The 23,634-nt window shown below is 37.5% G+C and carries 21 protein-coding genes; 8 read left to right on the forward strand and 13 right to left on the reverse strand.

Going from position 1 to position 23,634, the window contains the following annotated elements; translation table 11 throughout:
* Positions 1-7: 7 nt before the first annotated feature.
* From I3259_RS03015 to I3259_RS03025, 3 genes are all read right to left on the reverse strand, one after another.
* Positions 8-556, reverse strand: coding sequence for a fimbrial protein (locus I3259_RS03015; RefSeq protein ID WP_238028265.1), 549 nt, complete (start codon positions 554-556; stop codon positions 8-10).
* Between the two features lie 252 nt (positions 557-808).
* Positions 809-2,749, reverse strand: coding sequence for an FUSC family protein (locus I3259_RS03020; RefSeq protein ID WP_238028266.1), 1,941 nt, complete (start codon positions 2,747-2,749; stop codon positions 809-811).
* Positions 2,750-2,969: 220 nt separating this feature from the next.
* Positions 2,970-3,335 carry a hypothetical protein gene (locus I3259_RS03025; protein ID WP_238028267.1) on the reverse strand — a complete coding sequence of 122 codons (366 nt, stop codon included), beginning with the start codon at positions 3,333-3,335 and terminating at the stop codon, positions 2,970-2,972.
* Positions 3,336-3,625: 290 nt separating this feature from the next.
* Between I3259_RS03025 and I3259_RS03030 the strand changes: the two genes are divergently transcribed.
* Entirely contained in the window at positions 3,626-3,907 is a 282-nt protein-coding gene (locus I3259_RS03030; protein ID WP_238028268.1) for a hypothetical protein, read from the forward strand.
* A 108-nt stretch (positions 3,908-4,015) separates the two neighbouring features.
* Entirely contained in the window at positions 4,016-4,597 is a 582-nt protein-coding gene (locus tag I3259_RS03035) for a glutathione peroxidase (protein WP_238028269.1), read from the forward strand.
* A gap of 66 nt (positions 4,598-4,663) precedes the next feature.
* Here I3259_RS03035 and I3259_RS03040 read toward each other — a convergent pair whose 3' ends face one another.
* Complete coding sequence (locus I3259_RS03040) at positions 4,664-6,166, reverse strand: alanine/glycine:cation symporter family protein (protein ID WP_105060368.1); 1,503 nt, start codon at positions 6,164-6,166, stop codon at positions 4,664-4,666.
* Positions 6,167-6,735: 569 nt separating this feature from the next.
* Positions 6,736-7,749 carry a ribonuclease T2 gene (locus tag I3259_RS03045; RefSeq protein ID WP_238028270.1) on the reverse strand — a complete coding sequence of 338 codons (1,014 nt, stop codon included), beginning with the start codon at positions 7,747-7,749 and terminating at the stop codon, positions 6,736-6,738.
* A 556-nt stretch (positions 7,750-8,305) separates the two neighbouring features.
* On the opposite strand from I3259_RS03045, the gene I3259_RS03050 reads away from it, so the two are divergent.
* The 3 genes from I3259_RS03050 (at position 8,306) to I3259_RS03060 (ending at position 10,888) form a co-directional block, all read left to right on the forward strand.
* On the forward strand, positions 8,306-8,611 hold the full coding sequence (locus I3259_RS03050; RefSeq protein WP_238028271.1) for a hypothetical protein: 306 nt from the start codon (positions 8,306-8,308) through the stop codon (positions 8,609-8,611).
* 574 nt (positions 8,612-9,185) lie between these two features.
* A complete protein-coding gene (locus I3259_RS03055) occupies positions 9,186-10,058 on the forward strand; it encodes an ABC transporter ATP-binding protein (protein ID WP_238028272.1) in 873 nt (290 codons plus the stop codon).
* Entirely contained in the window at positions 10,055-10,888 is an 834-nt protein-coding gene (locus tag I3259_RS03060) for an ABC transporter (RefSeq protein WP_238028273.1), read from the forward strand. Before I3259_RS03055 ends, I3259_RS03060 begins: the two co-directional genes overlap by 4 nt.
* Positions 10,889-11,015: 127 nt before the next feature.
* On the opposite strand, the gene I3259_RS03065 is transcribed toward I3259_RS03060, so the two are convergent.
* The 4 genes from I3259_RS03065 to I3259_RS03080 all read right to left on the reverse strand — a co-directional run bounded on the left by I3259_RS03065 (position 11,016) and on the right by I3259_RS03080 (position 17,052).
* Positions 11,016-11,219 (reverse strand): hypothetical protein, encoded by a 204-nt coding sequence (locus tag I3259_RS03065; protein WP_005367479.1) that lies wholly within the window; start codon positions 11,217-11,219, stop codon positions 11,016-11,018.
* A gap of 325 nt (positions 11,220-11,544) precedes the next feature.
* Positions 11,545-14,397: an Hsp70 family protein gene (locus I3259_RS03070; RefSeq protein WP_238028274.1), complete on the reverse strand. Its 2,853-nt coding sequence runs from the start codon at positions 14,395-14,397 to the stop codon at positions 11,545-11,547.
* A gap of 151 nt (positions 14,398-14,548) precedes the next feature.
* The gene (locus I3259_RS03075) at positions 14,549-16,384 is read right to left on the reverse strand and encodes an Hsp70 family protein (protein WP_238028275.1); all 1,836 of its coding nucleotides are present in this window, start codon (positions 16,382-16,384) and stop codon (positions 14,549-14,551) included.
* Positions 16,384-17,052 (reverse strand): DUF2760 domain-containing protein, encoded by a 669-nt coding sequence (locus I3259_RS03080; protein WP_238028285.1) that lies wholly within the window; start codon positions 17,050-17,052, stop codon positions 16,384-16,386. Before I3259_RS03080 ends, I3259_RS03075 begins: the two co-directional genes overlap by 1 nt.
* A 455-nt stretch (positions 17,053-17,507) precedes the next feature.
* On the opposite strand from I3259_RS03080, the gene I3259_RS03085 reads away from it, so the two are divergent.
* Positions 17,508-17,864 (forward strand): YajD family HNH nuclease, encoded by a 357-nt coding sequence (locus I3259_RS03085; protein ID WP_005367488.1) that lies wholly within the window; start codon positions 17,508-17,510, stop codon positions 17,862-17,864.
* Between the two features lie 86 nt (positions 17,865-17,950).
* Here the strand turns inward: I3259_RS03085 and I3259_RS03090 are convergent, their stop codons facing one another.
* Complete coding sequence (locus I3259_RS03090) at positions 17,951-19,036, reverse strand: site-2 protease family protein (RefSeq protein ID WP_238028276.1); 1,086 nt, start codon at positions 19,034-19,036, stop codon at positions 17,951-17,953.
* Positions 19,037-19,115: 79 nt separating this feature from the next.
* On the reverse strand, positions 19,116-19,409 hold the full coding sequence (locus tag I3259_RS03095; RefSeq protein WP_238028277.1) for a winged helix-turn-helix domain-containing protein: 294 nt from the start codon (positions 19,407-19,409) through the stop codon (positions 19,116-19,118).
* A gap of 366 nt (positions 19,410-19,775) precedes the next feature.
* Between I3259_RS03095 and I3259_RS03100 the strand changes: the two genes are divergently transcribed.
* Both I3259_RS03100 and lpxL read left to right on the forward strand, forming a co-directional pair.
* A complete protein-coding gene (locus I3259_RS03100; RefSeq protein ID WP_238028278.1) occupies positions 19,776-20,702 on the forward strand; it encodes an LpxL/LpxP family Kdo(2)-lipid IV(A) lauroyl/palmitoleoyl acyltransferase in 927 nt (308 codons plus the stop codon).
* A gap of 236 nt (positions 20,703-20,938) precedes the next feature.
* Entirely contained in the window at positions 20,939-21,871 is a 933-nt protein-coding gene (lpxL, locus tag I3259_RS03105) for an LpxL/LpxP family Kdo(2)-lipid IV(A) lauroyl/palmitoleoyl acyltransferase (protein WP_238028279.1), read from the forward strand.
* Between the two features lie 103 nt (positions 21,872-21,974).
* Here lpxL and I3259_RS03110 read toward each other — a convergent pair whose 3' ends face one another.
* Positions 21,975-22,721, reverse strand: a complete 747-nt coding sequence (locus I3259_RS03110; protein WP_238028280.1) for a DUF481 domain-containing protein — start codon at positions 22,719-22,721, stop codon at positions 21,975-21,977.
* Between the two features lie 114 nt (positions 22,722-22,835).
* Positions 22,836-23,462 (reverse strand): DNA-J related domain-containing protein, encoded by a 627-nt coding sequence (locus I3259_RS03115; RefSeq protein WP_238028281.1) that lies wholly within the window; start codon positions 23,460-23,462, stop codon positions 22,836-22,838.
* Positions 23,463-23,634 lie beyond the last annotated feature (172 nt).

The raw sequence follows: 23,634 nt of genomic DNA on the forward strand, positions 1-23,634 counted from the left end.
ATTATTTCTAGTTGTAGACAACAGTGTAGGTTGCGTTTGACTGAACCATACCAGGGGTAACTGTAGCCTTACCATCTGCTTTCATTTGCACTGTATAGTTGTAAGATATATTGTTATTTTTTGACGGTTTAAATAGTGATATTCTATGTCCTGAAGTAATAGGAGTATTTGTTTGTGAGTTTATCGGTGTTAATTGAATATAAATATGTTTAGCAGCGTCATTTTTAGCTATATTTTTTAAGCCCTGAGAGTTCAAATCACTTCCGGTCCAATTTATTTTAGCTTTAGAGCTTGTAAATGTACTCGCACAGTTTTTATTTGGTGTTAATGAAAAATTAACAGGTTGACTGAAAAGATCATTGGTTGTCATGGTTTTTAAATCTACAGTTCCATTATTACTATTACCTGAACCGTTGGACTTGAAAGTAATATTACATGTTCCGTCAACAACTTTTCCATTAAAATGTATAGTTCCTGAGTTATTAATAGCTGTTGCAGAGCAATTAATAGAAGTAAGCAATATAGTTAAAAGGCAGCTTTTTATTTTGGTATCCATAATATTTCACCTTGATGTCAATATGTTGACACTATATGTGAATTAGGAAGTATGAACAGTTTGAATTTATAGATAGGTAAATATGATGCTTATGGTTTATAGCTAACTTACTGAAAATATTTATTTATTTTGATGATTTCATTTGTGAAAATTTAAAAACAAATACGAAGATAATGAAAAATATAATAGATAACGATAAATTATTATTATCTAATCTCATATTGTGAGATTAGATAATAAATTATTGAAATTTTATTTCAATGGAAATGCTTGTTGATAACATAACCATAATTCTAATTGTTTAATATCTTCTTCAATTAATGAACATAGCATGTCTGCTGAGTGTTCGTAATTACTAGTATCAATCTCAATAGGTTGATTTATCTCATAACGATGTGGGAATCGTTTTTCAATATCAGAAAGCTGTTTAGTCCATTTCTGAGTATAGCTATTATCAACAGAGGTATTCAGTCCAAGTTTGGTTGCTAATAAAAGTGAATCACTTAAACGACGTAAGATAACTAATAAACTTTTCCAATCTTGAGATGTACGAGGACTAAGGTTTGGCTCTTTTAATAAATTAAAGATCTCATCTTTAAGGGCATAATAATTATCCTGTGCTTTATACAGGTTTAGCTTCTGTTCAAAGAGAGGCTTATTAAGTACGGTTACATATAAAATCTGAGAGCGTATCATGCGCGCAATATAGTGATCTAACCAACGCATTGTCCAACTCGGTGCTATAAAGTAGTTTATAGAAAAGGCAATCGTTACCCCAAATAATGTATCAATAATACGATAAAACGTCACATAGGTATTGTCCGGTGAGAGTAGGCTAATAGCAAAAACAATCATCGATGTTAACCAGAATACGTGGATATCGTAACGTTCTTTATGGTATGTCGTAAAAGCAAAAAAGACAGATATACTCGTTAATATAATTAGATGTTGGTGTGGGAAAAAATATAAACACACAAAACTATATAAACCGCCTAATGCTGTGCCATAAAAACGATGCCAAATTCGATGGTTAGTGACACCAATAGATGACGTGAGTAATACAATAAAGGCAGTTAATGATATCCAATAGCCTTGAGGGATTTGATAGAAAATCGTTAAAAATTGTGTAATAGCGAGTGTAATGGCTATTTTACCACCGTGTCGCCATTCTTTAGACTTAAGATGTAAAGCGCGTTTAAAATTGCGTAAAAATGATACTGTATCGGAGGTGAAAAGATAAATATTTTTACTGTAATCAAGTGTAGAGAAGGTTGAAAAGTTATAACAGCGCTTTAGTTGTTCTAATAAATCGACAATGTATTGGTTGTTTTTATGCTCGTTGACATCAAACATCGCTGTAATTTGCTGGTGTTGTTTGATTTCTCTCGCAGCTTGTTCTATCCAATCAGATAAACGGCTACGTGTATTTTGTTTTAAATTGAAACTTAAAATACGTTCAAGACTAATTACATATTCAGCGACTTCAAGTGAACGTTGTAGATCCATACGTACTTGTTCTGTGCGTTTAGCTGAAGTAATTGAATTACTGTAATAGGCAACTTTACGAGCACAGAGATAAAACTTCTGTCGTTTCTGCTCTAAAACCGATTCATCATCCGTTAAACGTAATGTATTTAGCCAGTCAGCAAGCGTCAATGTCACGGAATGTATATGGTTTTGTAATATACGCCCTTTGAAAAAAGGCCATAAGATAAGTGATGTTAGTATTACACAGCCCGCTGCAAACAGGTTCGCGATGAGAATGATGAAAAATGCATTTTCAGTGCTCGCAAAGTGAATGGACATAATGTAAGTAAAGCCAAAATTATAACCAAACAAACGAATATGCGGACGTTGATTCGACATCAAGCCATACACAATGGCAATGCTACATAATGTAAGAGAGCTAAACCATAAGTTATCGTAGACACTAAAAGCCAAGTAAGTTGATAAGGCCGTTAAAATGACGGAGATCGATAAAATTTGTAAGCGTTTTAAATAAGGGAGATCGCGTGCTTGAACACCGAGTAGCCAAGCGGTGATGAGTCCTGATATTCCTGCGGCGGTAAAACCGAAAAAATAGAATATGCCGAGTGACATCACCATTGGAATAGTAATGCGAATAGAATCAGGAATATCTGCCGCGTTAGAAAACCAACGAGACCATAGGGAGCGAAGAGAGTGCTTTTTCATTAGTTACATTATAAACGCAAGAAATATAGGTATGAGTTAGTATAAAACCAACAGTATTTGTAAAGGGTATATTTTACGTAATGTATGCCTATCGCAGAAAGCTGACAAGAAGATTTACAGTATAATGTAAATTTAGTGCTTATTAGCTAAATATTGATGAATATAGCAACAAATAAAGGCAATAAAGCCCTTGATTTAAGGGCTCTAGAAATTGGCAAGATTAAGCGGATTTTAATAGTAACTGACCAAGGTAGTTCATCGAAAATGCAGCATCTTGTGCTGCGGTATTAATTTTAGCGATGTATTTATCAGCTCGTTCTGGATCATCTTTTAGGCTAGCTTTAATCTTATTGATCATTTGCTCTGCCATTTCAGTTTTTTGCTTACAATCATTAAATAGCGCTGAAATAAAAGAGATCTCAATTTCTCCACCTTTGGCGAACAACTCAGATGCAATGTTATAAACAGTATGGAATTTGTTCGCAGCATCTTTTTTATTTGTTTCAACTTCTGATTCCCATTCAGATGACCAAGTCTTAAAGATAACGGCAATCTGCGGATTTGCGGCGATTTTAATTTGTTGCATATTGAGTTCCTAGCGTTGTTCGATAAAGCATAATAATTCAGCTTAATTACGGATAAAAGCCTTTCTTACCGAAAAGCAAAATCGACGGTAGATCTCTTTCGCCTTTGTTTGATTGTTAACCATATTTACTATTAACAACCAATTATTATCGGATTTGCATCACATTATTTATCTTAATTTTCACTTTCTTGTCATTTCTATTGCGAAAAAGCTTGCTTGCGACACTGTAACGTTTTAGCTTGAAGTTAGCCGATAATTTATATTAATGGCTGAAAGCTAAGGAGGAACTTATGATTCAAGTGAACTTCGATTTAGCAAAAACGGCGTACAATAAAGTGCTTAAATACCCATTTGGAGGTGAATTAGAGCAACATGAATATTTAGCACTTCGAGTATTTCGTTGGGATCTCGCTCGTGCTGGAATGCAAATCGATCGTGCGTTTGATTTGCGCTTAAAACGGTGCGGTTATCGAAATATTGCTACGCAGCCAGCTAAAGCACATCGACCATTGCCTACTTGTGTCATTGATAAGATGAGTGAGGCGTGGAAATTTCAAAACGGTTATATCTAATGTTTTATTCTCTTCAATAGTGGCTAAAGAAATAAACTTTCTTTAGCCCTTTTTCGTATTGTTGACTAATTAGCTAAATAATTAATTGATAAATAGAAGGGAAACAACATGCAAGTGTTGAGCAATAATCGTTTTATTTTACGACTTATTTTATTAGTAAGTTCGCTCCTTTTTACTTCTCTTGTTACAACATCGGCGAATGCTGCAAGTTGCCCAACGCTCTATCAATATCCTTTAAAGAAACTCAATAGCGATGAGTATTATGATTTTTGCCAGCAATTGACTGGGAAAGTGGTATTAGTGGTGAATACGGCTAGTCAATGTGGTTTTACACCCCAATTCAAACAGTTGGAAGAACTGTATAAAACGTATAAAGGTAGTGGATTGGTGGTTATTGGTTTTCCATCTAATGATTTTAAGCAAGATAGAGGCAGCGATCAGCAAACGGCTAATATTTGTTATAGCAATTATGGCGTAACGTTTCCTATGATGACAAAAACAAGTATTAAGGGAAGTAAGGCCAATCCATTATATAAACATTTAATCGCACAGTCTGGCAAGTCGGTCGGGTGGAACTTCCAAAAGTATTTGTTAAATAAACAAGGACAAGTAGTTGGCGTATTCCCATCGAACGTATCACCAACCAGTAATGAGATAGTTACTGCAATTAAACAACAATTGAAGATATAAAATCGAATGTAGAAGATAAAAAAGCCAGCATTGTAATCAATACTGGCTTTTAAAAATGATTACAGATTACTTAGCGAAATGGTTACCGTGTTTACGGCGCGCTTTCGCAATGGTATCTGGGTGCCATGCACCATCAAGATCTTCAAGCTCTGGGAATTTAGAACGGTCAAACTCAGGTGTTTTTCCTTGTTTTAGCTGGTGCTCGTAATCTTTAATAACGCGGATAGCTAATTTTGATAAGAAAATTAGCGCTACGATATTAACAAACGCCATTAAGCCCATAGATGCATCAGCTAAGTTCCAAACCACAGGTAGAGAAGCGACTGAACCAAACATTACCATGCCTAGTACACACAAGCGGAAAAGCATCAGACCTTTTTTGGTATTACCATTTAGGAACATGATGTTTGTTTCAGCGTATGAGTAGTTTGCAATAATTGACGAAAAACAAAATAACAAGATTGCTGCAGCAATAAAGTATGTTGTCCAGTTACCTAATTCGTTAGAAAGTGCGGTTTGTAATAAGCTAATACCTTGACCGGCATTGGGCATATCCATTACACCTGAAAGCATGATCATTGCAGCAGATGCAGTACAGATAACAATGGTATCAACGAATACACCTAGCATTTGCACGAAGCCTTGTGAGGCAGGGTGGTTAGGGTTTGGTGTTGCACTTGCTGCGATATTAGCAGCCGAGCCCATACCTGCTTCATTTGAGAACAAACCACGTGCAATACCTGTTTGCATTGCTTGTGAAATTGTAAATGCGACACCGCCAGCAGCAGCTTCTTGCCAACCAAATGCACTTTTCACGATAAGAGAAAGAACAGCAGGGATTTCTGTGATATTCATTATTACGACGATAACAGCAATAGCGAGGTAACCAATTGCCATCACTGGAACAATTTTAGCTGATGCTGAAGCAACACGGCGAAGACCGCCCATAATAAAGAAAGCAGAAAAGATGACGAGTACGATGCCTTGAGTTGTTTCATTAAAACCAAAAGAGTGGTGAAGCGCATCTGTAATCGTATTTGCTTGAACTGCGTTAAATACAAAGCCAAACGCGATAATTAAGCAGATAGAAAATAGCGTTCCCATCCAACGCTTGCCTAAGCCTTTTTCCATATAATAAGCAGGGCCGCCACGGTATTGACCATCAACGTCTTTTACTTTGTATACTTGTGCAAGGGTTGATTCAATAAACGCAGTTGCCATACCAAATAGGGCAATAACCCACATCCAGAAAATAGCACCAGGTCCGCCAATGCTTAAGGCTACTGCAATACCTGCCATGTTACCGGTACCAACACGCGCAGCCATGGATGTACAAAAGACTTGATACGAACTGATTCCATTTTCAAGTTCACGGCCACTTTTAAGTACCTTAATAGCATGTCCGAATTGACGGATTTGTATAAAGCCTAAACGTAGAGAGAAATAAATACCTACACCTACGAGTAAGTACACCAATACCTGTCCCCACAGTACACCATTGATTGAACCAATGATTGCTAACAGACTATCGTTAATAGTTGTAAGCAAATTTTCATTCGTAGAATTCATAATTTTTCCTGTAAATAAAACTTAATCATCAAGATAATTAAGTGAATAGGAACATTCATATTTAGTGAGTGTTCTTAATTTATCGGCTTGTATGATGATATTTTTTATAATTAATATTGAATGAATATTCTTTAATGAACATATCACAACCATCTAACATCGAACCGACTTAGTTGCTCTAAAGGCGATGAAAGGTAGCACGAATCACTAAAAATCCAAGCGGACTTATATCACAAAAAAAGAATCAAATCCATGTAACACGTTACATTTTGATTGGGTTGGTGATGTTATTTTCTATTAAATCAATTGGTTATGTTTTTATGGTGAGGCGTGGTGAAGTTGCTCAAATAAACACTGTGCATTACCATGGGTTAAGAATATTCGTGTGTTTTTAAATTTTTAGGTAGGATTTTATTTTTTGATAAAAGGTGAGAGATGAGAATTAACAGCTGATTGAGATTGCCGTAAACCTAGCTAAAAAATCATTACATTATTATATTGGATACTATTTACATCTATTAAAATAGTCAGAAAAAAGAAGGGATAAACAACGTTTATCCCTTTTTATATTACTTACCAGAATCTTCGATATAAATCTTTTTATGGCAGTTTCCGTAAAATGCTCTGCCTTTGGGACCGGCATTAAGTAAATCAACAATTGGTTTACTCAAATCGATATCTTTTCCTAAATTAAGGCGTACTTCATTAAGGTATTTACCTTGAGTACAAGATAGGCTGATACGATCGACAGCATTACTGCCAAAACTGGCAACTAACTTTTTCTTGAAACTAGATACAGATACGTTACGACCAATGTTATCTTTAATAAATAAGCCGATAGGGGATGCGTCTACTTTTTCAACCAATTTTGTCGCTGTGATAAAGTAATCGTCAGCATTACGCGTTTGGCAAGTGCCATGCTTTTTCCATTCATATTCGCCAAACTTTGTTTGGTAGTAGAAGTTAGGCATCCACGGTGCAATTTCGTTGATCGTATTGCGAGAAAGATCTAAGCGAGCGTAACGATCACAGTAGCCATATGATGTACCACAACTGGCTTTATTGGGCCATAAGCCATGCAATGTTAGATTTGTGATCTTTAGTTTACCATCGTTAATCGCATTACATTCAGGTTTTGTACCTTTATAGCTAAAATGTTCACAAAATCCTGGTTGCCAAGTAAGAGCTAAGACATAAGAGTCAAAATCTCCAACGGTGCTGCAACTTTTACGAGAGTTAGCTAACTTACTGTCATGCTTTTTAACTGGTTCACTAATGCTTTGGCTTAAATTAACAGTTCCACAATCTTTACTTACCCAGCGCATAGCGGGTTTGGCATCTGGCACTAGAATATGAACCCAGTGATAGTTGCGTTCATTGAGTGCTTTGACTTGATATTGTTTACCAACGACAAGTTTAGTGTCATCGGGATTCGTTTGCTTACGAAAGGATTGGAAGGCTTCGCAACTTTGTGATGCAGTAAAACCACCAGATGTTGCAATAGAGGCATAAGAGCCAAAACTAGAGAAAGAGAAAAGTGTACCTAAGCAAAGTACTGTTAGTGTTTGTTGATGTTTACGCACAGTAAAACCTATAACAAAGATGAGATGGCGCTAACTATAGTCTATTCTTTTATAAACTTTAATAGTTGTGGTTTCCTGCTGCTGTAAAAGATTGATTTTAGCAGGATGTAAGACCGCCCAGGTAAATTTCAATTGAAACATTGTGATAGCGATGATAGTGAATATGTGATTCTGGTTATAAATATGACCAATGAGTCATTATTGTGACCTTTTTTTTTGTACACTTCATTAAAGAGTCTATGTGTTATAGACTCAGAATTAAATTTTTACTTAATTATGTGTTCACAATGTTCAAAACAGAGAGTAATATCTACCCAAGTTATACTCCCTGTTATACGAAATTGTAAATTTCAATTATAATTAAAGAATCAGACCTACTTGGTGAACAACTCATTGGTGTTTACAGTTATCAGCCCACGATTCTTTGTTGGGATGTTAATATCATTAAGACTAAATATGTAAAACCTAATGCAACATCAAGCTTGGTATTAGTGATTTTACGAATAAATGATACGGTACTTTCTACCGTAGCGAATTTGTGTCCTCGAGGTAATTAATGGATAGTTTCGCAGCTGCAGAAAAAGCGCTGAGTGCAATGTTAAAGAGTGTAGAAGAGACAGGCGTTGTTAAAGAAGCACGTGTCGACTACCGTCAGATTTTGATTGATTTTGCCGATGAAGTTCCAGGTCGTCAAAAAGCAGTGATAAAAAGAATTCCACTTCAAAAAATAAACAACCTTATTGCTGTTCTGCATGAATTCAAACAAGAGTCACGCCATACGCGTATGATTGAAATATTAGCAATGATGGAAAAAGATGATGTTTCTCCTTATGATCTCTTAGATGATGAATATGAAGACTAAATAGTATCAAGCAGTTTATTGATTTATAAATAGAGTTTTAATTATATAAAGAATATACAACAATGTTTGTATTGCTTCGTTATATGTAAAATATATATCGCCTTCTTAATAGATTGCTTTATTACTTTAGAATCATTGTCGTATACAGAGTGTGTTCTTATTCAATGCTCTGTGTACGCTTGTTCATAAAATTTATTCATATAATTCATGTAGCTTAAAACTGCTATTTGTCATGGTGGTTATTTTTATAATAAGTGATGATGAGCCATTCATTAAACTATCGATTTTAGAATCGATATAAGTCAAGAATGCTCATTACTCGTTATAAGATGCTTTATATTTATTACTGTGCATAAGTGAGTTTTTACTGATAATCCGAGTACGGTAAAGTTTTTATTCTTATATATTTTATTTCAAATACAAAGACTTCACTTTTTGTGGGGTTTCATTATAAAAATCTCACGCTATAAAGCCATTCTCTTCTTAACAGTTGATTCATAGTCGATCTTCTCGTTACTCTTACTGTAAACAAACCAATAATAATCGTTATTAGGTATTGCCAAAGGAAACGGACGTGAATAAAAGCGATGTAGACATCACATTTATTTCAGCTCAGCATGTCAGAAAAACATATCAAAATAATGAAGCGCTAAGTGATATTTGTTTTGAGCTAAAATCGGGGCAGATCTTAGGCTTGCTTGGTCATAATGGCGCAGGAAAGTCGACATTAATTAAAAGCATACTAGGTATGCATAACTATAGTGGTGAATTGAATATTTTTGGTTTAGAACCACAAAAACAACGAGCAAAAATTGTAGAACGTCTTGGCTATATATCAGATGTGGCAGTATTGCCTGAATGGATGACAGTTAAGCAAGTGATGAAATACGTACAAGGTGTACATCCTCGTTATGATCAACAGAAGATGACTGCGTACTTGGCTCAGACCAATATTTCATTAAAAAGTAAGATTGCTGCGTTATCTAAAGGGATGAAAGTGCAATTACACCTTGCACTTGTGATGTCGACAGATGTGAATGTTTTAATTCTGGACGAGCCGACGTTAGGTCTTGATTTAATGTACCGTGAAACCTTCTATCGTTATTTAATGGAATGGTTTCATGATGGTGAAAGAGCGTTGATTATTGCAAGTCATGAAGTTGATGAAATCGCCCATATGCTGACAGATGTGCTGGTTTTAAAAAATGGGCGAACAGTATTGCAAGGGAAACTTAGTGATTTAGCTGATCGTTTTAATATCCTTTCAGTGGATGACCTGCATATTGACCAAGCTAAAAAATTAAAACCAATTAGTTGTAAAGTTGGATTAGGGCAACATCGATTATTATTTGAGAATATTTCATCAGATCAATTAGCCATGTTAGGTACAGTTACTAAGCCGAGTCTTGCTGATATATTTATTGCCAAGCAACAGGAGGCTCAATGAACCCAATAAAAGCATTGTTAACTAAAGAATTGCTTGAGCATAAACTTGTTACTCGCTTGCCGCTTTTTCTTACTGTTTTTTCTATTATTTGCATCATATTAATTATGAGTAATAGCCATAATTTATCATTTAATGTGCAATCATCGGGGCTTGAAAATTGGTCACCAAATTTTACCAATAGCGATTCATTTGCGGGTATTATTGGGAGCGTCAATTTTATTCTGGCAGGGCTGGTGACGTTAGTTAGCTTTTTTACCTATACAGCAAGGACATTGTCAAAAGAGAAAAAAGAGGGGAGTTTAGCATTTTGGCATTCAATGCCGGTGTCAGATACTAAAGCGATAGCTGTAAAACTTGTTTTTGCCTTAGTCATAATACCGATTATTGCTTCTTTCTTATTACTGTTTGCTGACATAACAGTGTGGCTTGTCGGGCAATGGTTTATTCCGCAAAGTTTATTAGCGGATTATTCGGTTAACCTAGTGGCAATGGGTCAGCATTATGGTGCATTCATATCGACAATGGCCGCCATGAGTTTAGCGTTATTGCCTGTTGCTTGTATTATATTATTTATATCTCAATTTAATGAACATCCCTTGATCACAATATTTGTGATTATCTTACTTATAAAAATCATGGGGTCGATTGTATTTGATTCAACAGTGATTGGTGATTGGATAAGTCAAGTCAATAATCTGTCAATTAATATATTAATGAGTGAACGCCCGTGGGAGAGACTATTAGCAATTGGTAGCCCAACATTGGTGGGATTATTAATTATAGCGGTTACTTTTTTTGTATTAACTGTCAGATTTAGATCAGGTAAATAAAGCATAAACAATAAAAAAGGAGAGTATCAACTCTCCTTTTTTATATTTACCGATACTAAGCTTTCGTTTGTTTTTTTATCTATGCAGTTAATATGCATTTGAAAGCTTATTATTTCTATAAAGCAGATTAAGCAGCTGTTACAGATTCAATATATTTTACTTCATTTTTATATTTACGGACGTTACGTGATAATGTGCCTTTAGGAAGTTCGTAACGTTTTTCTGCTTCATAGCTTGATAGGCCATCAAAAACAACGGCAGCAACAGCAACACGTTGATTTTCTGATTTAAAAATACGCTGTGCGATAATGTGGAATTGAGAATTATTCATAACGACTTCACTCTTCTATATAATAAATGTCTTTATTGAGGGTCTAAAGGGGAATCCTCAATAATCTTTACTTGTTAATAAAACAAGCAAACAAATGCTGTTAGCAAGACAATAGCAATGTGAACCTTAACAGAAGATTAATAGATTAATCTTTAATTATGAAAGTTGATACTGATTCAGATTTTAAATGCATTCAGGTTACTTATTTATATTTACCAACATATTATTAATATAATATGGATGTTATATTTCATAAATGGAAAAGAGTGAGTCTTTAACTCACTCTTTTTATTAATAATGAAAATAAGTTCAGTTGAATAAAGCGTTAGCCAATTAACCTTAAACCATTGGGTAAAGCATCACCAAAGACGCGCTTGGTTTCATCTTCAGTTAATATTTTAATTTCTGATACCATTTCAATCCAGCTTTCAGGTGCACGACTTGCTTTAAGCTTATCAATAACTTGTTGGCGTAAATCATCATTAATATCTAAGTTACGATCGCCTGTTTTACGTGTCATCATAATAGCCGCAAAGCCAATATAGGGTTCTTTACGCCAATCATACTCCATCAACTCTGGTAAACAGAATGAGATATGCTCTGCCGATAGAAGATTATGAGTTGAACCATAGAAAGGCGTACGTGTAGCAATACGGCCAATCGCCCACCAATGTGCTTGTGCGTATTGAGCTTTCTGTAAGCGTCCAAATAGCCACTCAATAAGCTGAAGTTTTTTGTCAAAAGGCAAATGTTCAAGCGAAGCGGCTAAACGTACCATGTCTTCATAACTGCGTTCTTGAAGTTCTTTATTCAGTTTGGCATTACGACTTGCACCAGGAGTGATGTATTTAGCAATATCTTTATAGATCACTAATTGTTGCTCTTGGGTTAAACCACCGGCAACACGACGCCAGAAAGTCCACCAGTCACACCAAGTTTGAGTATTTGATTCAAACTGAATACCTTGTTGGTACAACGCCCAAATTTCATTCATGCGGAAATCATCAGCAGGGTAGCCAAAGCCTGGGCGCATAGTAAAGCCTGTGAGTTTTAACCAGTTACGCTCATGAAGATCTGAACGACGTCGACGTTTTTTACTTTCTAACAGAGCGTTAGCTAATTCACGTAAACATGGGGTTTCCCAGTTATCACGTTTTCCCAGCATCTTATCCAGATCGTTACGCAACGTTTTCGCCGCTTTACTGTTATCGCTATTCTTGCTGCCACCATAAACTTTTTTGATAGCATCAATGGCGTCATTCATTCGTGGAGGAAGCTCACTTTCAGCAAGGGTGCTGCCGACATCACCACGATGTAATTTCGCGAGATCTTTTCGGATCGCAAATTCAACTTTCCAGCGTTTTTGGGGATCTGCAATACTAACCGCTTCGATCTGAAGCGTGCCGACTTCAGTTAGCTGACAGGCTAAGGTTACCTCTTCACGATCTTTCTGGTTTGCTGCTAATTCACTACGATCTCTTTCACTATCAAGAGTCGCAATAAACGGCGGTAAAGTAACAAAACCATCACCGATAATATCAACCAGTTCACCGACTTCTGAGTATTTCTCATCGGTAGTAGACACAAGATTAAAGCGTACGGGTTCACCCAAGGTTAAAGCAAACTTACGATGGGTTAAATTCACTTCTGTGCTTTCTTCAATACCTTTAGGTAGTAAACAAATACCTTGCTTAACATCTTTATTTTGACCAATAACAAGGAAGAAAGAACGGGCAGAGCCGCCACCAATTTTTAGTTGCGCGCCATGGCGGGCTTTGGCATAAGCAACAGCACCAAATGCAACCGCAAGATCGGGGTGTAGGTTTTTAAGCTCTGTAATATTGTTATCGTCGCGCCATGATGAAATTACGCTAAGTGTGCGCTCTGTCAGTAATGGGCTGTTAAAGACACCGCCATTAAGCAGAACGGCAACAGGGATCGCGGGTTGATCCGCATTTATAGTAATGCCGTTTTCGCTAAAAGCATCACGACAAACATGATCGTGAAGATCGATAAATTGTGCAATATGTTTACTAATAGCAGGATCTGCCGCATAGGGTAGACCAAATTCGACCATTGCAGCTTGACGTTGGCTTGGTTGCTCGCTGTATGCTGTCATAGGGAAGAAACCGTCAAGCGCAATGCGATGCACTTCGTCACGATTTAACTCAATACTTTTGGCACCACCAATCAATCGTGAGCCGCTACCAAGCATCGTCACTTTTGCTGTATCTGGCGCATTACCTGATAATAAGCTTTCTTTCACTTTACGTGTTTGCTGGATAAGCTTTGATAAAGCAGATTGACTGAGTTTGTTTGATTCACCGTTCAGACGCTGCTCGGCAACATGAGCAAGGGATAAATCAAGGTTATCACCACCAAGCATTAAGTGATCGCCAACACCGATACGATCAAGGGTGAGTTTATTATCTTTGCTACCGACTTTTATTAAGCTTAAATCGGTTGTACCACCACCCACATCACATACCATTAAGAGTGGGATGTCTTTTAATAATTCATCAGCGTTATCTTTATTTTGCGCATACCAGTCGTAACATACTGCTTGCGGCTCTTCTAGCAGTAAGACTTTTTTTAATCCTGCTAACTCTGCTGCTTGTAGTGTTAACGCACGTGCGGCTTCATCAAATGATGCAGGCACAGTTATCACTACTTCTTGATCGGCAAGCTTGGCATTCTTATGGTGATAATCCCATGATTGACGAACATGGTTTAAGTAGCTGGCACTTGCAATAACAGGGGAGACTTTCTTTACATCTGATTTAGATGCGGTTGATGACCAAGGCAAAATAGCTTCGTTACGATCTACGTTGGGGTGAGATAGCCAACTTTTCGCACTCACAACTTGGCGACCTTCGACTTTTGCGCCTAGTTCACGCGCTAACTCACCAATGATCACGGTATCAATTTCGCCGTTAACCGGTTCAGGATTCCATGGCAAGACAAGTTGCGTTGCATCCATTTCACCTTGAGCGGGGTGATAACGGAAAGAGGGCAGTAGAGGTTTACGAGCGACTTCGCCCGGTGCAATAAGTTGATCGATATTGAAAATATGCATTGGGCTATTTTCAAGATCATCTGTAATTTCAGCGTAAGCTACAACGGTGTGCGTTGTCCCTAGGTCGATACCGACTAAATAGCGAGGGGAAGATGAAGGCATGACGACTCCACAAAGTAAAATAGGAAAATAGACAAGTGGGAATAAATGAAAGCCCTACAGAAGGTAGATGATTGTGTATTGTTATAACTATAAACCCACGAGTATGTATATAGATAAACGGCGCATCAAAAGATGCGCCGTTAGTTCGATATTAGCTTTCGCGAACGTCGAATTCTACTTGCCATTTCTGACCGTTATCAGTCGAAATAGCTTCAAGACAAAGTGTCCCTAATTCTGTTACGCGTGATGCTAATTTAACAGGAACGACTTCACCTACGGTACGACCATCAGATACTGGCAGTGTCATTTGAATAGATGGTAATTCTTCCATCTCTTCAGGTTGCCACCAATCAAGATGAGTACCAGCAACATCATCGCGGCGTACTGTAGAACCGAAGAACTTGAACTGCACAGGTTGACCGATGATTAAACCAAACTCTTGGCTTGGTACGTTAGCTTGAGAGCCTTCTTCCATGCCAAATGGGGCAACACATAGCGCTTCAAGTGGTGGCTCCATACCTGGGATTGCAGGCATAGCACTTTCAATACCAACATAATAACTACTTGCGATACCGCCACGAATACGAACACCTTTACCTTGACGAACAGAGCCGTAGTAAGATGCGCCGCTAGCAACAGCTAAATCAAGATCTAAGCCTTGAAGCAATTTAGCAGGTTCTGAACCACTCGTAGTTAACCAGCTATTAATGATACCCAGTAGGCGATCAGATAATAGGTTTGATTTTAAAACACCGCCGTTGAACAAAATTGCAGTCGGGCGGATGAAGCCGTCATGCATTTGTTCAAATTGTTCAAAAAGCTCATCAACTGCTTGGCTTTGACGGCTAAGGAAACTTGCTACATGGCGAGATACCGCAGCATCTTGTGCGTAAGGTAAGCCCATTTGGGTTAATGCGCCGCGTGCGGCTTGAACTGGGTGCTCTTCAACAGATGTTTGTGGGAAGAAACCTTCAACAAGTGTCTGTTGTACTTCTTCTTGAGTCAGTTCAGTTTGAAGTGTGCCGCCAAGTAGTTTAGAACCACGACTAGGAACAACAATTGGCATTGCTTGTAATTCAGCATCATTAAGTAATGCTTCTTTAGCATCACGACACGCATGCGTAATCGCCAATACTTGCCAAGGTTGTAACTGTTTGCCTTCTTGCGCTAGCTTCATCTTTAAACGATAAGCCAGAGCTAAGTCCATGTTGTCGCCACCCAGTAAGATGTGATCGCCAACAGCAACACGATTAAGAGTAAGGTTGCCGTCTTCTTCAGTTACAGCGACTAATGATAAATCTGTAGTACCACCACCGATATCAACCACAAGGATGATGTCGCCAACGGATACTTGATCACGCCAACTTTCATCGTTGTTTTTAATCCAGCTATATACTGCAGCTTGTGGCTCTTCAAGCAACGTAAGGTGCTTAAAGCCAACATTACGTGCAGCTTCTGCAGTTAAATCACGTGCTGCTGGATCAAACGAAGCAGGTACAGTAATCGTTACGTCTTGATCAAAAATAGGCGTTTCAGGATGCTGGAAGTTCCATGCATCAGCCATATGCTCAAGATATTGTTGTGTGGCTTCAAGAGGTGATACTTTGACCACTTCTTCAGGACTATTCAGTGGCAAAAAGGCATCACGACGATTTACGCCGCCGTGACATAGCCAGCTTTTCGCACTAGAGATAAGACGGATAGGAGTCTTACTGCCTAAAGAACGAGCCATTGCACCCACAATCGCATTCGGTTTTGCACTCCAAGGAAGTGCAGTATCACCTTCAGCCAGTTCAGATTCATGTGCTTGATACATGAATGATGGTAGCTGGTTTTTCTCTTCCACATTACCTGGGTTGGTTAATTGTGGGATAGGCATAACCGTAACATCAGCGTTCTCATCTTGAAGATCAACATAAGAAAGTACGCAGTGTGTTGTACCTAAGTCGATACCAACGCTGTAACGGTGTTGTTGTGTGTCTTGCATTATAATTCTACCTCAGCGGCTGCGATGATATGTGCATCGTGGCCTTCTGCCAATTTAGGCAAGTTAACTTCTGTTACTTTCCAGCCACGGTGGATCAAAGTACCGTTAAATGGTGCTTCACCAACCACATTACCAGTTAGGCGAACTTCAGATGCGTTGAAGCCTTGTGGCAGGGTAATACGTGTTTCTTCTTCTTCAGTGCGAACCGGCGCAAAACTGAAGTATTCGTTTAATACTTTATGACCGCCTTCGTGAATAACACGTGCTGCGGCACCGATATCGGCGTCAGCATAGCCTTTAAGATCTTCTTGCATGAAGTCGATAAAGCGCGCTTCTTGTTGAAGAAGAGAAAGAAGTTGCAATGCAGCATCAGGTGTCGATGTTTTTAGCTTAGGTTCAACTTCAACCTCAACGATTTTTTCAACAACTTTTTCAACTTCGACAATTTTTTCAACCGGTTTTTCGATAATCTTTTCTACGATTTTCTCAACCGGTTTTTCAACTTCGACGATCTTCTCTACTTCGATTTCTTTTTCGATAATCTTTTCAACTTCGACTGGCTTACCTTTTTTCGTAAGGTACATAACCAATAGAATTAGAACTAGAGCGCCTAACCATGCGTGACCCATGTCGATAGTAGTTGGCACAGCCGACAAATCAACGTGCATCTTAGAAAAATCAAAAGCCATATTTGTTTACTCTTAGCGGTTAAAGGGCGATTCGGTTAAATATTAAGTGTGAATCAGCTTCAAATAATTAGTCGAATATTAACATAGACGTATGCAAAAGATGCCTATTAGAGCGTGTTTTTTTGCTTAAAAGCTAGAACAAACGGTCTCTTAGCCTAATTTGCAATCAATATATTACGTTAAATACTAGTGTATTTAGCGTATTTGACACATCGATGATCTGACATGTAGCTAAAATGGGGATGCAAGGTGACGTTTTCAAGCTAACTGATTGTATTAAAAAGATATGGCTTAAAATCCGATAACAAGGTCATTAATCTTAAAATAATTGCTTGATATAACCACTTTGGTGGTGGTTCAATACAGCAAAATTAGTACTAAAGCATGATAGCTCTAAAGTGTATGGGCTGTTGTGTTAGAAGATAGGTCAAGATATGTCATCTGATTTCTACGGCACCAGTGCCGCTTATGCACGTAAAGAAGCGGGTTACCGTGAAAAAGCATTAAAAATTTACCCGTGGGTATGTGGTCGTTGTTCTCGTGAATTTGTATATTCAAATCTGCGTGAATTAACCGTTCACCACGTAGATCATGATCATACTAATAATCCAGAAGATGGCAGTAACTGGGAGCTACTTTGTTTATTCTGTCATGATCATGAGCATGAAAAATACACCGATGCGGATAACGGTCAAAGTAGTGTGATCCGTGCTGGTGAAAATGAGCATGAAGCTGCTACGTTCAACCCATTTGCAGATTTAAAAGCAATGATGGAAAAAGGCAAAAAGTAATAGCTTTTTTGTGTCAGTTAGACAGATAAAAGGGACGATAACTCGTCCCTTTTTTGTTTTTTGTCTCAGCTGTTTAGGAAAATCTATTAGGTACCTAAAATCTGCAATGGCAAGCTTAGTAGGGTGTCACCCATACTTGCAAAATACCAAATAATTGCCATTAGCGAGGAAACAAGACCGACATACCATACGAAAGAGAAAATTTGTCCGTAGCGATCAAGTGGAAGCAAGTGACTATGATGGCGCTGTTTCCATTCAAAAACGATTTCAATACAGCCCATGATAAGTAAAAAACCAAAGAGGGTTAACCCTAGTTTATAGCTGAGAATGACACCACCAATAGCCGCTGCGGCACAAAGAATAATGCCAAGCTTACTGTTCATAGAAAAGCTGATACTTTTCAGAACATGTCCACCATCTAACGGTAAAATAGGCAGTAGATTGAATAAATTCAGTAAAGCATTAAATACCGCAAGACCTGCAAAGAACATCTCGCCTGTGATCCAATAGGCAACCATACAGATCAAAGACATGATCAAACCAAAGAGTGGCCCCATAATTGAGATAACCACATCTTGCCAACGAGTATTTATTTTTTCATCACTTAGCGCAAGACCACCAAGGAATGGGACAAGATAAATGCCTTTGGTTTTCATACCAAAATATTTCATGGCACGGACGTGACCGTATTCATGAAACACTAAACACGCGATAAGTGCTAAAGCAAACTGAAATGAGAAAAGCCAAGAATAGGCTGCAAGACTAGCTGAAGCTAATACAACTTTGATCAGCTTAGCACTTTTTAATGCCTTCATTCCTAATGAAACTAGACCAATTAAACTGAATTTCTTTTCAGCAACAATCGGTGTGTGCGGGGTTTGGCGTTCAATGTCTTTTTCGTTACGCTCACCCTGCGCGATAACTTGGTTATTCACTTGCGCTTGGTAACTGATCAAAAAAGGTTGCCATGAAAGGTTGCCTGATAGCTGGCATTCAATGGTTTCATCGCCATTTTGAAGTGCGAATTGGTGGTGAAACTCATTATCGTCTGATGCTGAAGCATCTTTTTGTGAAACTAGCGTGTTGTCCCAGAACAACTGTTGCCAGCCTGCAAGTGAACCTTCTAAACGAAGCGGTTTACCTAAAAAATCATCTAGTTGAAGCAGTTCCAATGCGTTACCTGTCTATCTAAGGTGAGTGAGAAAATTATACGGGAAAAAGCACAATGTTATAGCGTAAATGTGTAACTAGTTATGGATAATCTAGTGCTACTTTTATCTGTCCAATATTTTGGTTAAGCCAATCTCTATTAATCGCTCCCCATTGTTCAATGGTGTAATGGCCTGTTTGATGTCGCTCACCCTTGGTTTGGGTAAATTGACAAATAATATCAAGTTCAATCAAGCTCTTGATAGTATCTTGTGCAGTACGGCGAGGCATACCTGAAAAGGCAATAATTTTAGGTACATTATCGACGCCATTTTCTATTAAATAAGCGATATAGAGCCGACGGTAAAAACTTGATTTGGTTTTGCTTAATTCCATCTACATATTCCTTGAATGAAAATTGTTCTGGATGATTAGTCAATAAACTTATGTTCTCTTTACGTAAAAAAGTGAACTTATAACAAAATGAAGTGATATCTGCAATTATGAGCTAATATCTATCAATAAACATTTAATTTTTAATTTTTTAACGCTTATTTTAAATAATGCCAACTTAAAATAGTGACTCTTTTAGTGCGATGTAAAGAGTAAATATTGAGATATATATCAAATGAAATAGGGTAAATTGATTTATTTACATTATTTTACTACCTCATTAGTTATTAACCGCTTATTATGTACGCCTAAATGATTATGCATTCTATTGTCCTTGTTAAGTGAATAGAAAGCAGCAAGGCTATAAAAATGACAAAATTTACGAAACCAGCATTCACACTTTCTTTGCTTCATCCTCGTTACTGGGGAACACTTCTACTTATTAGCTTCATGTATTTATTGAGTTGCTTACCTTATTCATGGCAACGAGTATTAGGTAAAAACATTGGTCGCTTAGCGATTAAATTGATGAAAAAGCGTCGCCACACGATTGAGCGTAATTTAGAGCTATGTTTTCCAACTATGTTAGAGGAAGACAAACAACGTCTAATTAAAGAAAATATTGATAATACCGGTATGGCTTTATTTGAAACGGGTATGGCGTGGTTTTGGTCAGATGCACGCGTAAACCGGCATGTGACGATTGTTGGTCTTGAACAGATGGAACAACTTGCTAAAGAAGGTAAGGGGGCGTTAATGGTTGCCGTGCATTCAATGAATCTTGAATTAGGTGCACGTGCGTTTGGCATTAAAATGTCAGGAATGGGTGTTTATCGTCCGAACAATAATCCATGTTTTGACTACTTTCAGTATTTAGGCCGTTCTCGTTCTAATCGTACTTTGATTGATCGTAAAGACGTAAAAGCAATGTTGCATGCATTAAAAACGGGTGAACGAGTATGGTATGCACCCGATCATGATTATGGTCGTCGTCGTTCGACGTTTGCGCCATTATTTGCAGTAGAGCAGGCGTGTACAACAACAGGCACAAGTTTGTTAGTTGATAATACTGATTGCGTTATTGTACCTTTTACTATGGTGCGTGATGACAACGGACATTACACATTGACCTTACGTAAAGCTGTTGAAGGCTTTCCGAAAAAAGATCCTGATGCCGCTGCAATTTTCATTAATAAGATTGTTGAAGAATCGATCATGGCAGCACCTAGCCAATATATGTGGCTACACCGTCGTTTTAAAACACGCCCAGAAGGGCAAGAGTGCTTATATAAATAAGCTTAACTACTTGATGATACTTCGAAGCCTACAATCTTGTAGGCTTTTTATTATAAAAAAGTCCTCAAAAAACTTAACGTAACCTGTCTATTGGTGATCATGGTCACGCTTGAGCTTGCAACTATTGAATAACTCAACATAAAATACTGTTACTAACTGCTTAGAAATACTATCAATATAATTAGAAATTTACGCTTTACTAAGCAGCCATATATTGTAACGGGATTATCGTCGCTATGAGAAAATTCAAAGCCCCAACGTTTACTTCAGCTTTTTTGCATCCTAGATATTGGCCTGTTTTGGTATCTATGGCAGTGATGTATTTAATCAGTTGGTTGCCTTATTTTATTCAATTTCGTCTAGGACAAAGTGTTGGACGTTTAGTGATGCATTTTATGCATGATAGACGTAAAACGATTAAGCGTAATTTAGAATTGTGCTTTCCTGAAATGGATATTAAAGAGCGAAATAAGCTTATTAAACAAAACATCGATAACACTGGCCTTGCGTTATTTGAAACCAGCATGGCATGGTTCTGGCCTGATTTACGTGTTGAACGCCACGTTAAGGTTGAAGGTTTAGAGCATGTATATAAGCTGCAAGAACAAGGTAGAGGGATCTTGTTGATTGCAGTTCATTCCATGAATCTTGAATTAGGAGCACGTGCTTTTGGTTTACATACGCCAGGTGTAGGAGTATATCGCCCTAATAACAACCCTTGTTTTGATTACTTTCAATTTAAAGGTCGTGTTCGCTCTAATAAACACATGCGTGATCGTAAAGATTTGAAAGGAATGTTCCGCGATTTAAGACAGGGGGAAATGCTATGGTATGCGCCTGATCATGATTATGGTCGTGGTCGAAACTCCACATTTTCACCTTTATTCGCGGTAGAGCAAGCGTGTACAACAACAGGCACCAGTTTATTGATTGATAATACTGATGCAGTACCTTTACCTTTTGCGATGATCCGTAATACGGATAGTGGTCAATATACGTTAAAAATATTTCCACCTTTGGAAGCGTTTCCACACAATGATCCAGATGCCGCAGCTGCTTATATTAATAAAGCAGTGGAGCGTTCTATTTTAGCAGCGCCTTCGCAATATATGTGGTTACATCATCGCTTTAAAACCCGTCCAGATGGTGAACCATCTTTATATCAGTAGTTAATACAACTAGTTAGAATATATAAATAAAGAATAGAATTGCCGAAGTTTCTTAATCTTCGGCATTTTTTATATCTAGCGAATTCTTTTCTATCTAACGCGCTTAAAAATCGTAAGTAATACTGACTGTACTGTATATCTCATCGTTACTTTTATCACTTGCCACTTCAGTATTGTAGATATATTGGGTATCTAACATCAGCGCAATATGATCAATTAATCGGTTCTTAATAAATGCTTTTACATCATAGGTTGTATTTGAACGACCGTAGTCAATATTGCTTTCAAATCCAGCAGAAAAAGTAGGTGTGAACTGTTTTTTTGCTCGCAAGAATGCATTGGCAATCATGTTTTTTTCAGTTTGATTTGGATAATCAGGATCATTTTCTTGGCGGCGACTATAACGGTAACCAGGACCACCACCAACGGTAAGTTTGGTCGTTTTGGTATTATAAAATTTGTATCCTAAACCCGTAGATACAATGTATTCACTGCGGTATGTTCCAAATTGGTCGTGGTTATAAGTATTACTTAAATAAGTAAAAGAATGAGGTCCCATAGCATATTCATTTTTTAGTGCTACTTGGTATTTGTTAACACCATCTTCTTCTTCTGTGCTATCGGTATAAAAAGAACTTAATGATAATTTATTCGACCAATTATTTTTGTCGTAATTAAAATTAGTAGCGGAATTTAACGACATAGAAGTGTTGGTTGTTTTTGAATAGATAAATCCAAGTTTTGCTGAACCATCAAAGGCAGGGACACTTTCTTCTGTATTCGAAGACGTTGTCGCAAAAGCCATCTGACACAAGAAGGGGGTGAGTGGGAGTAAATAATATCGTTTCATTGTCTCGCAGCCAAAAATAAATGTCGCGTGCAATGTAGGATATGAAGGTTAATGTACTGTCAGGATCTTGTGATAGCTGTGTGTGAAATATTAATTGCCTGATTGTATATCTGCTTAATTATTCTTTATGTAACTAATTAATCGTTGGTTGGCGTTATAAAGTTGTTTGAATTTTTCACTATCACCGTTTTCACGATCAGGATGCCATTGCAGTGCTAAACGGCGCCATTGTTTTCTGACTTCTGCCAATGTTGCTGTGTTGGACAAAGAAAACAAATCAAAATCATCATCAATAGATGTCGTAATGATATTAATAGGTTGGTTATTTATATGTTGTTGATAACGTCGCCAAAAAGAGCTCAGTAGTTGTTCTATCTCATCGTTATCAGCATGATAGTTTTTCCAGTCTAAATAATACTCTCGTAACGGATCTTCTTGTTCTAAAGGATGGGTTTGATAAACAATATTTAGCAACTGAATATCCATAGCTTGAACTTGTAACCACTGTTTAGGAAACAATACTATTTGGAGTTGGTAGAGTGCATTCATTAATAAGAAATTGCGTTTGAATAGATCTTTATTGCTATCGCTATCAAGCGCATCTAACATTTCTTTTTCACGTAATGCTTGGCTAAGGGTGTGGATCATCCAGTTTTTAGGTTGGTGTTGCAGTAATGACAAGATCGGCCAAATAAGCGGGTTCTCGTGTTCGAGTTGAAAATCAATAGGCTGATTAGTCATTGGCTACCCAATATTTAAGTCATAAAAAATGGCATACGCTATGAATAATGTAGCAAATTTTTAACAATATTGAGAGTAGTAAAGATCAAAAAATAAAAAAGGCTAGCAATAAGTTCTTAATGCATGTGAATTAAGATAATTCACGTTTTCTTGAAGGCCTAGTCGCATAGCG

It is taken from the genome of Photobacterium sp. Ph5, assembly GCF_022129445.1.
Taxonomy (GTDB): domain Bacteria; phylum Pseudomonadota; class Gammaproteobacteria; order Enterobacterales; family Vibrionaceae; genus Photobacterium.

Coding starts and splice junctions, on each gene's coding strand:
- I3259_RS03015 (WP_238028265.1), bottom strand. CDS start 556: ATGGATACCAAAATAAAAAGCTGCCTTTTAACTATATTGCTTACTTCT.
- I3259_RS03020 (WP_238028266.1), bottom strand. CDS start 2,749: ATGAAAAAGCACTCTCTTCGCTCCCTATGGTCTCGTTGGTTTTCTAAC.
- I3259_RS03025 (WP_238028267.1), bottom strand. CDS start 3,335: ATGCAACAAATTAAAATCGCCGCAAATCCGCAGATTGCCGTTATCTTT.
- I3259_RS03030 (WP_238028268.1), top strand. CDS start 3,626: ATGATTCAAGTGAACTTCGATTTAGCAAAAACGGCGTACAATAAAGTG.
- I3259_RS03035 (WP_238028269.1), top strand. CDS start 4,016: ATGCAAGTGTTGAGCAATAATCGTTTTATTTTACGACTTATTTTATTA.
- I3259_RS03040 (WP_105060368.1), bottom strand. CDS start 6,166: ATGAATTCTACGAATGAAAATTTGCTTACAACTATTAACGATAGTCTG.
- I3259_RS03050 (WP_238028271.1), top strand. CDS start 8,306: ATGGATAGTTTCGCAGCTGCAGAAAAAGCGCTGAGTGCAATGTTAAAG.
- I3259_RS03060 (WP_238028273.1), top strand. CDS start 10,055: ATGAACCCAATAAAAGCATTGTTAACTAAAGAATTGCTTGAGCATAAA.
- I3259_RS03065 (WP_005367479.1), bottom strand. CDS start 11,219: ATGAATAATTCTCAATTCCACATTATCGCACAGCGTATTTTTAAATCA.
- I3259_RS03070 (WP_238028274.1), bottom strand. CDS start 14,397: ATGCCTTCATCTTCCCCTCGCTATTTAGTCGGTATCGACCTAGGGACA.
- I3259_RS03075 (WP_238028275.1), bottom strand. CDS start 16,384: ATGCAAGACACACAACAACACCGTTACAGCGTTGGTATCGACTTAGGT.
- I3259_RS03080 (WP_238028285.1), bottom strand. CDS start 17,052: ATGCACGTTGATTTGTCGGCTGTGCCAACTACTATCGACATGGGTCAC.
- I3259_RS03085 (WP_005367488.1), top strand. CDS start 17,508: ATGTCATCTGATTTCTACGGCACCAGTGCCGCTTATGCACGTAAAGAA.
- I3259_RS03095 (WP_238028277.1), bottom strand. CDS start 19,409: ATGGAATTAAGCAAAACCAAATCAAGTTTTTACCGTCGGCTCTATATC.
- I3259_RS03100 (WP_238028278.1), top strand. CDS start 19,776: ATGACAAAATTTACGAAACCAGCATTCACACTTTCTTTGCTTCATCCT.
- lpxL (WP_238028279.1), top strand. CDS start 20,939: ATGAGAAAATTCAAAGCCCCAACGTTTACTTCAGCTTTTTTGCATCCT.
- I3259_RS03110 (WP_238028280.1), bottom strand. CDS start 22,721: ATGAAACGATATTATTTACTCCCACTCACCCCCTTCTTGTGTCAGATG.
- I3259_RS03115 (WP_238028281.1), bottom strand. CDS start 23,462: ATGACTAATCAGCCTATTGATTTTCAACTCGAACACGAGAACCCGCTT.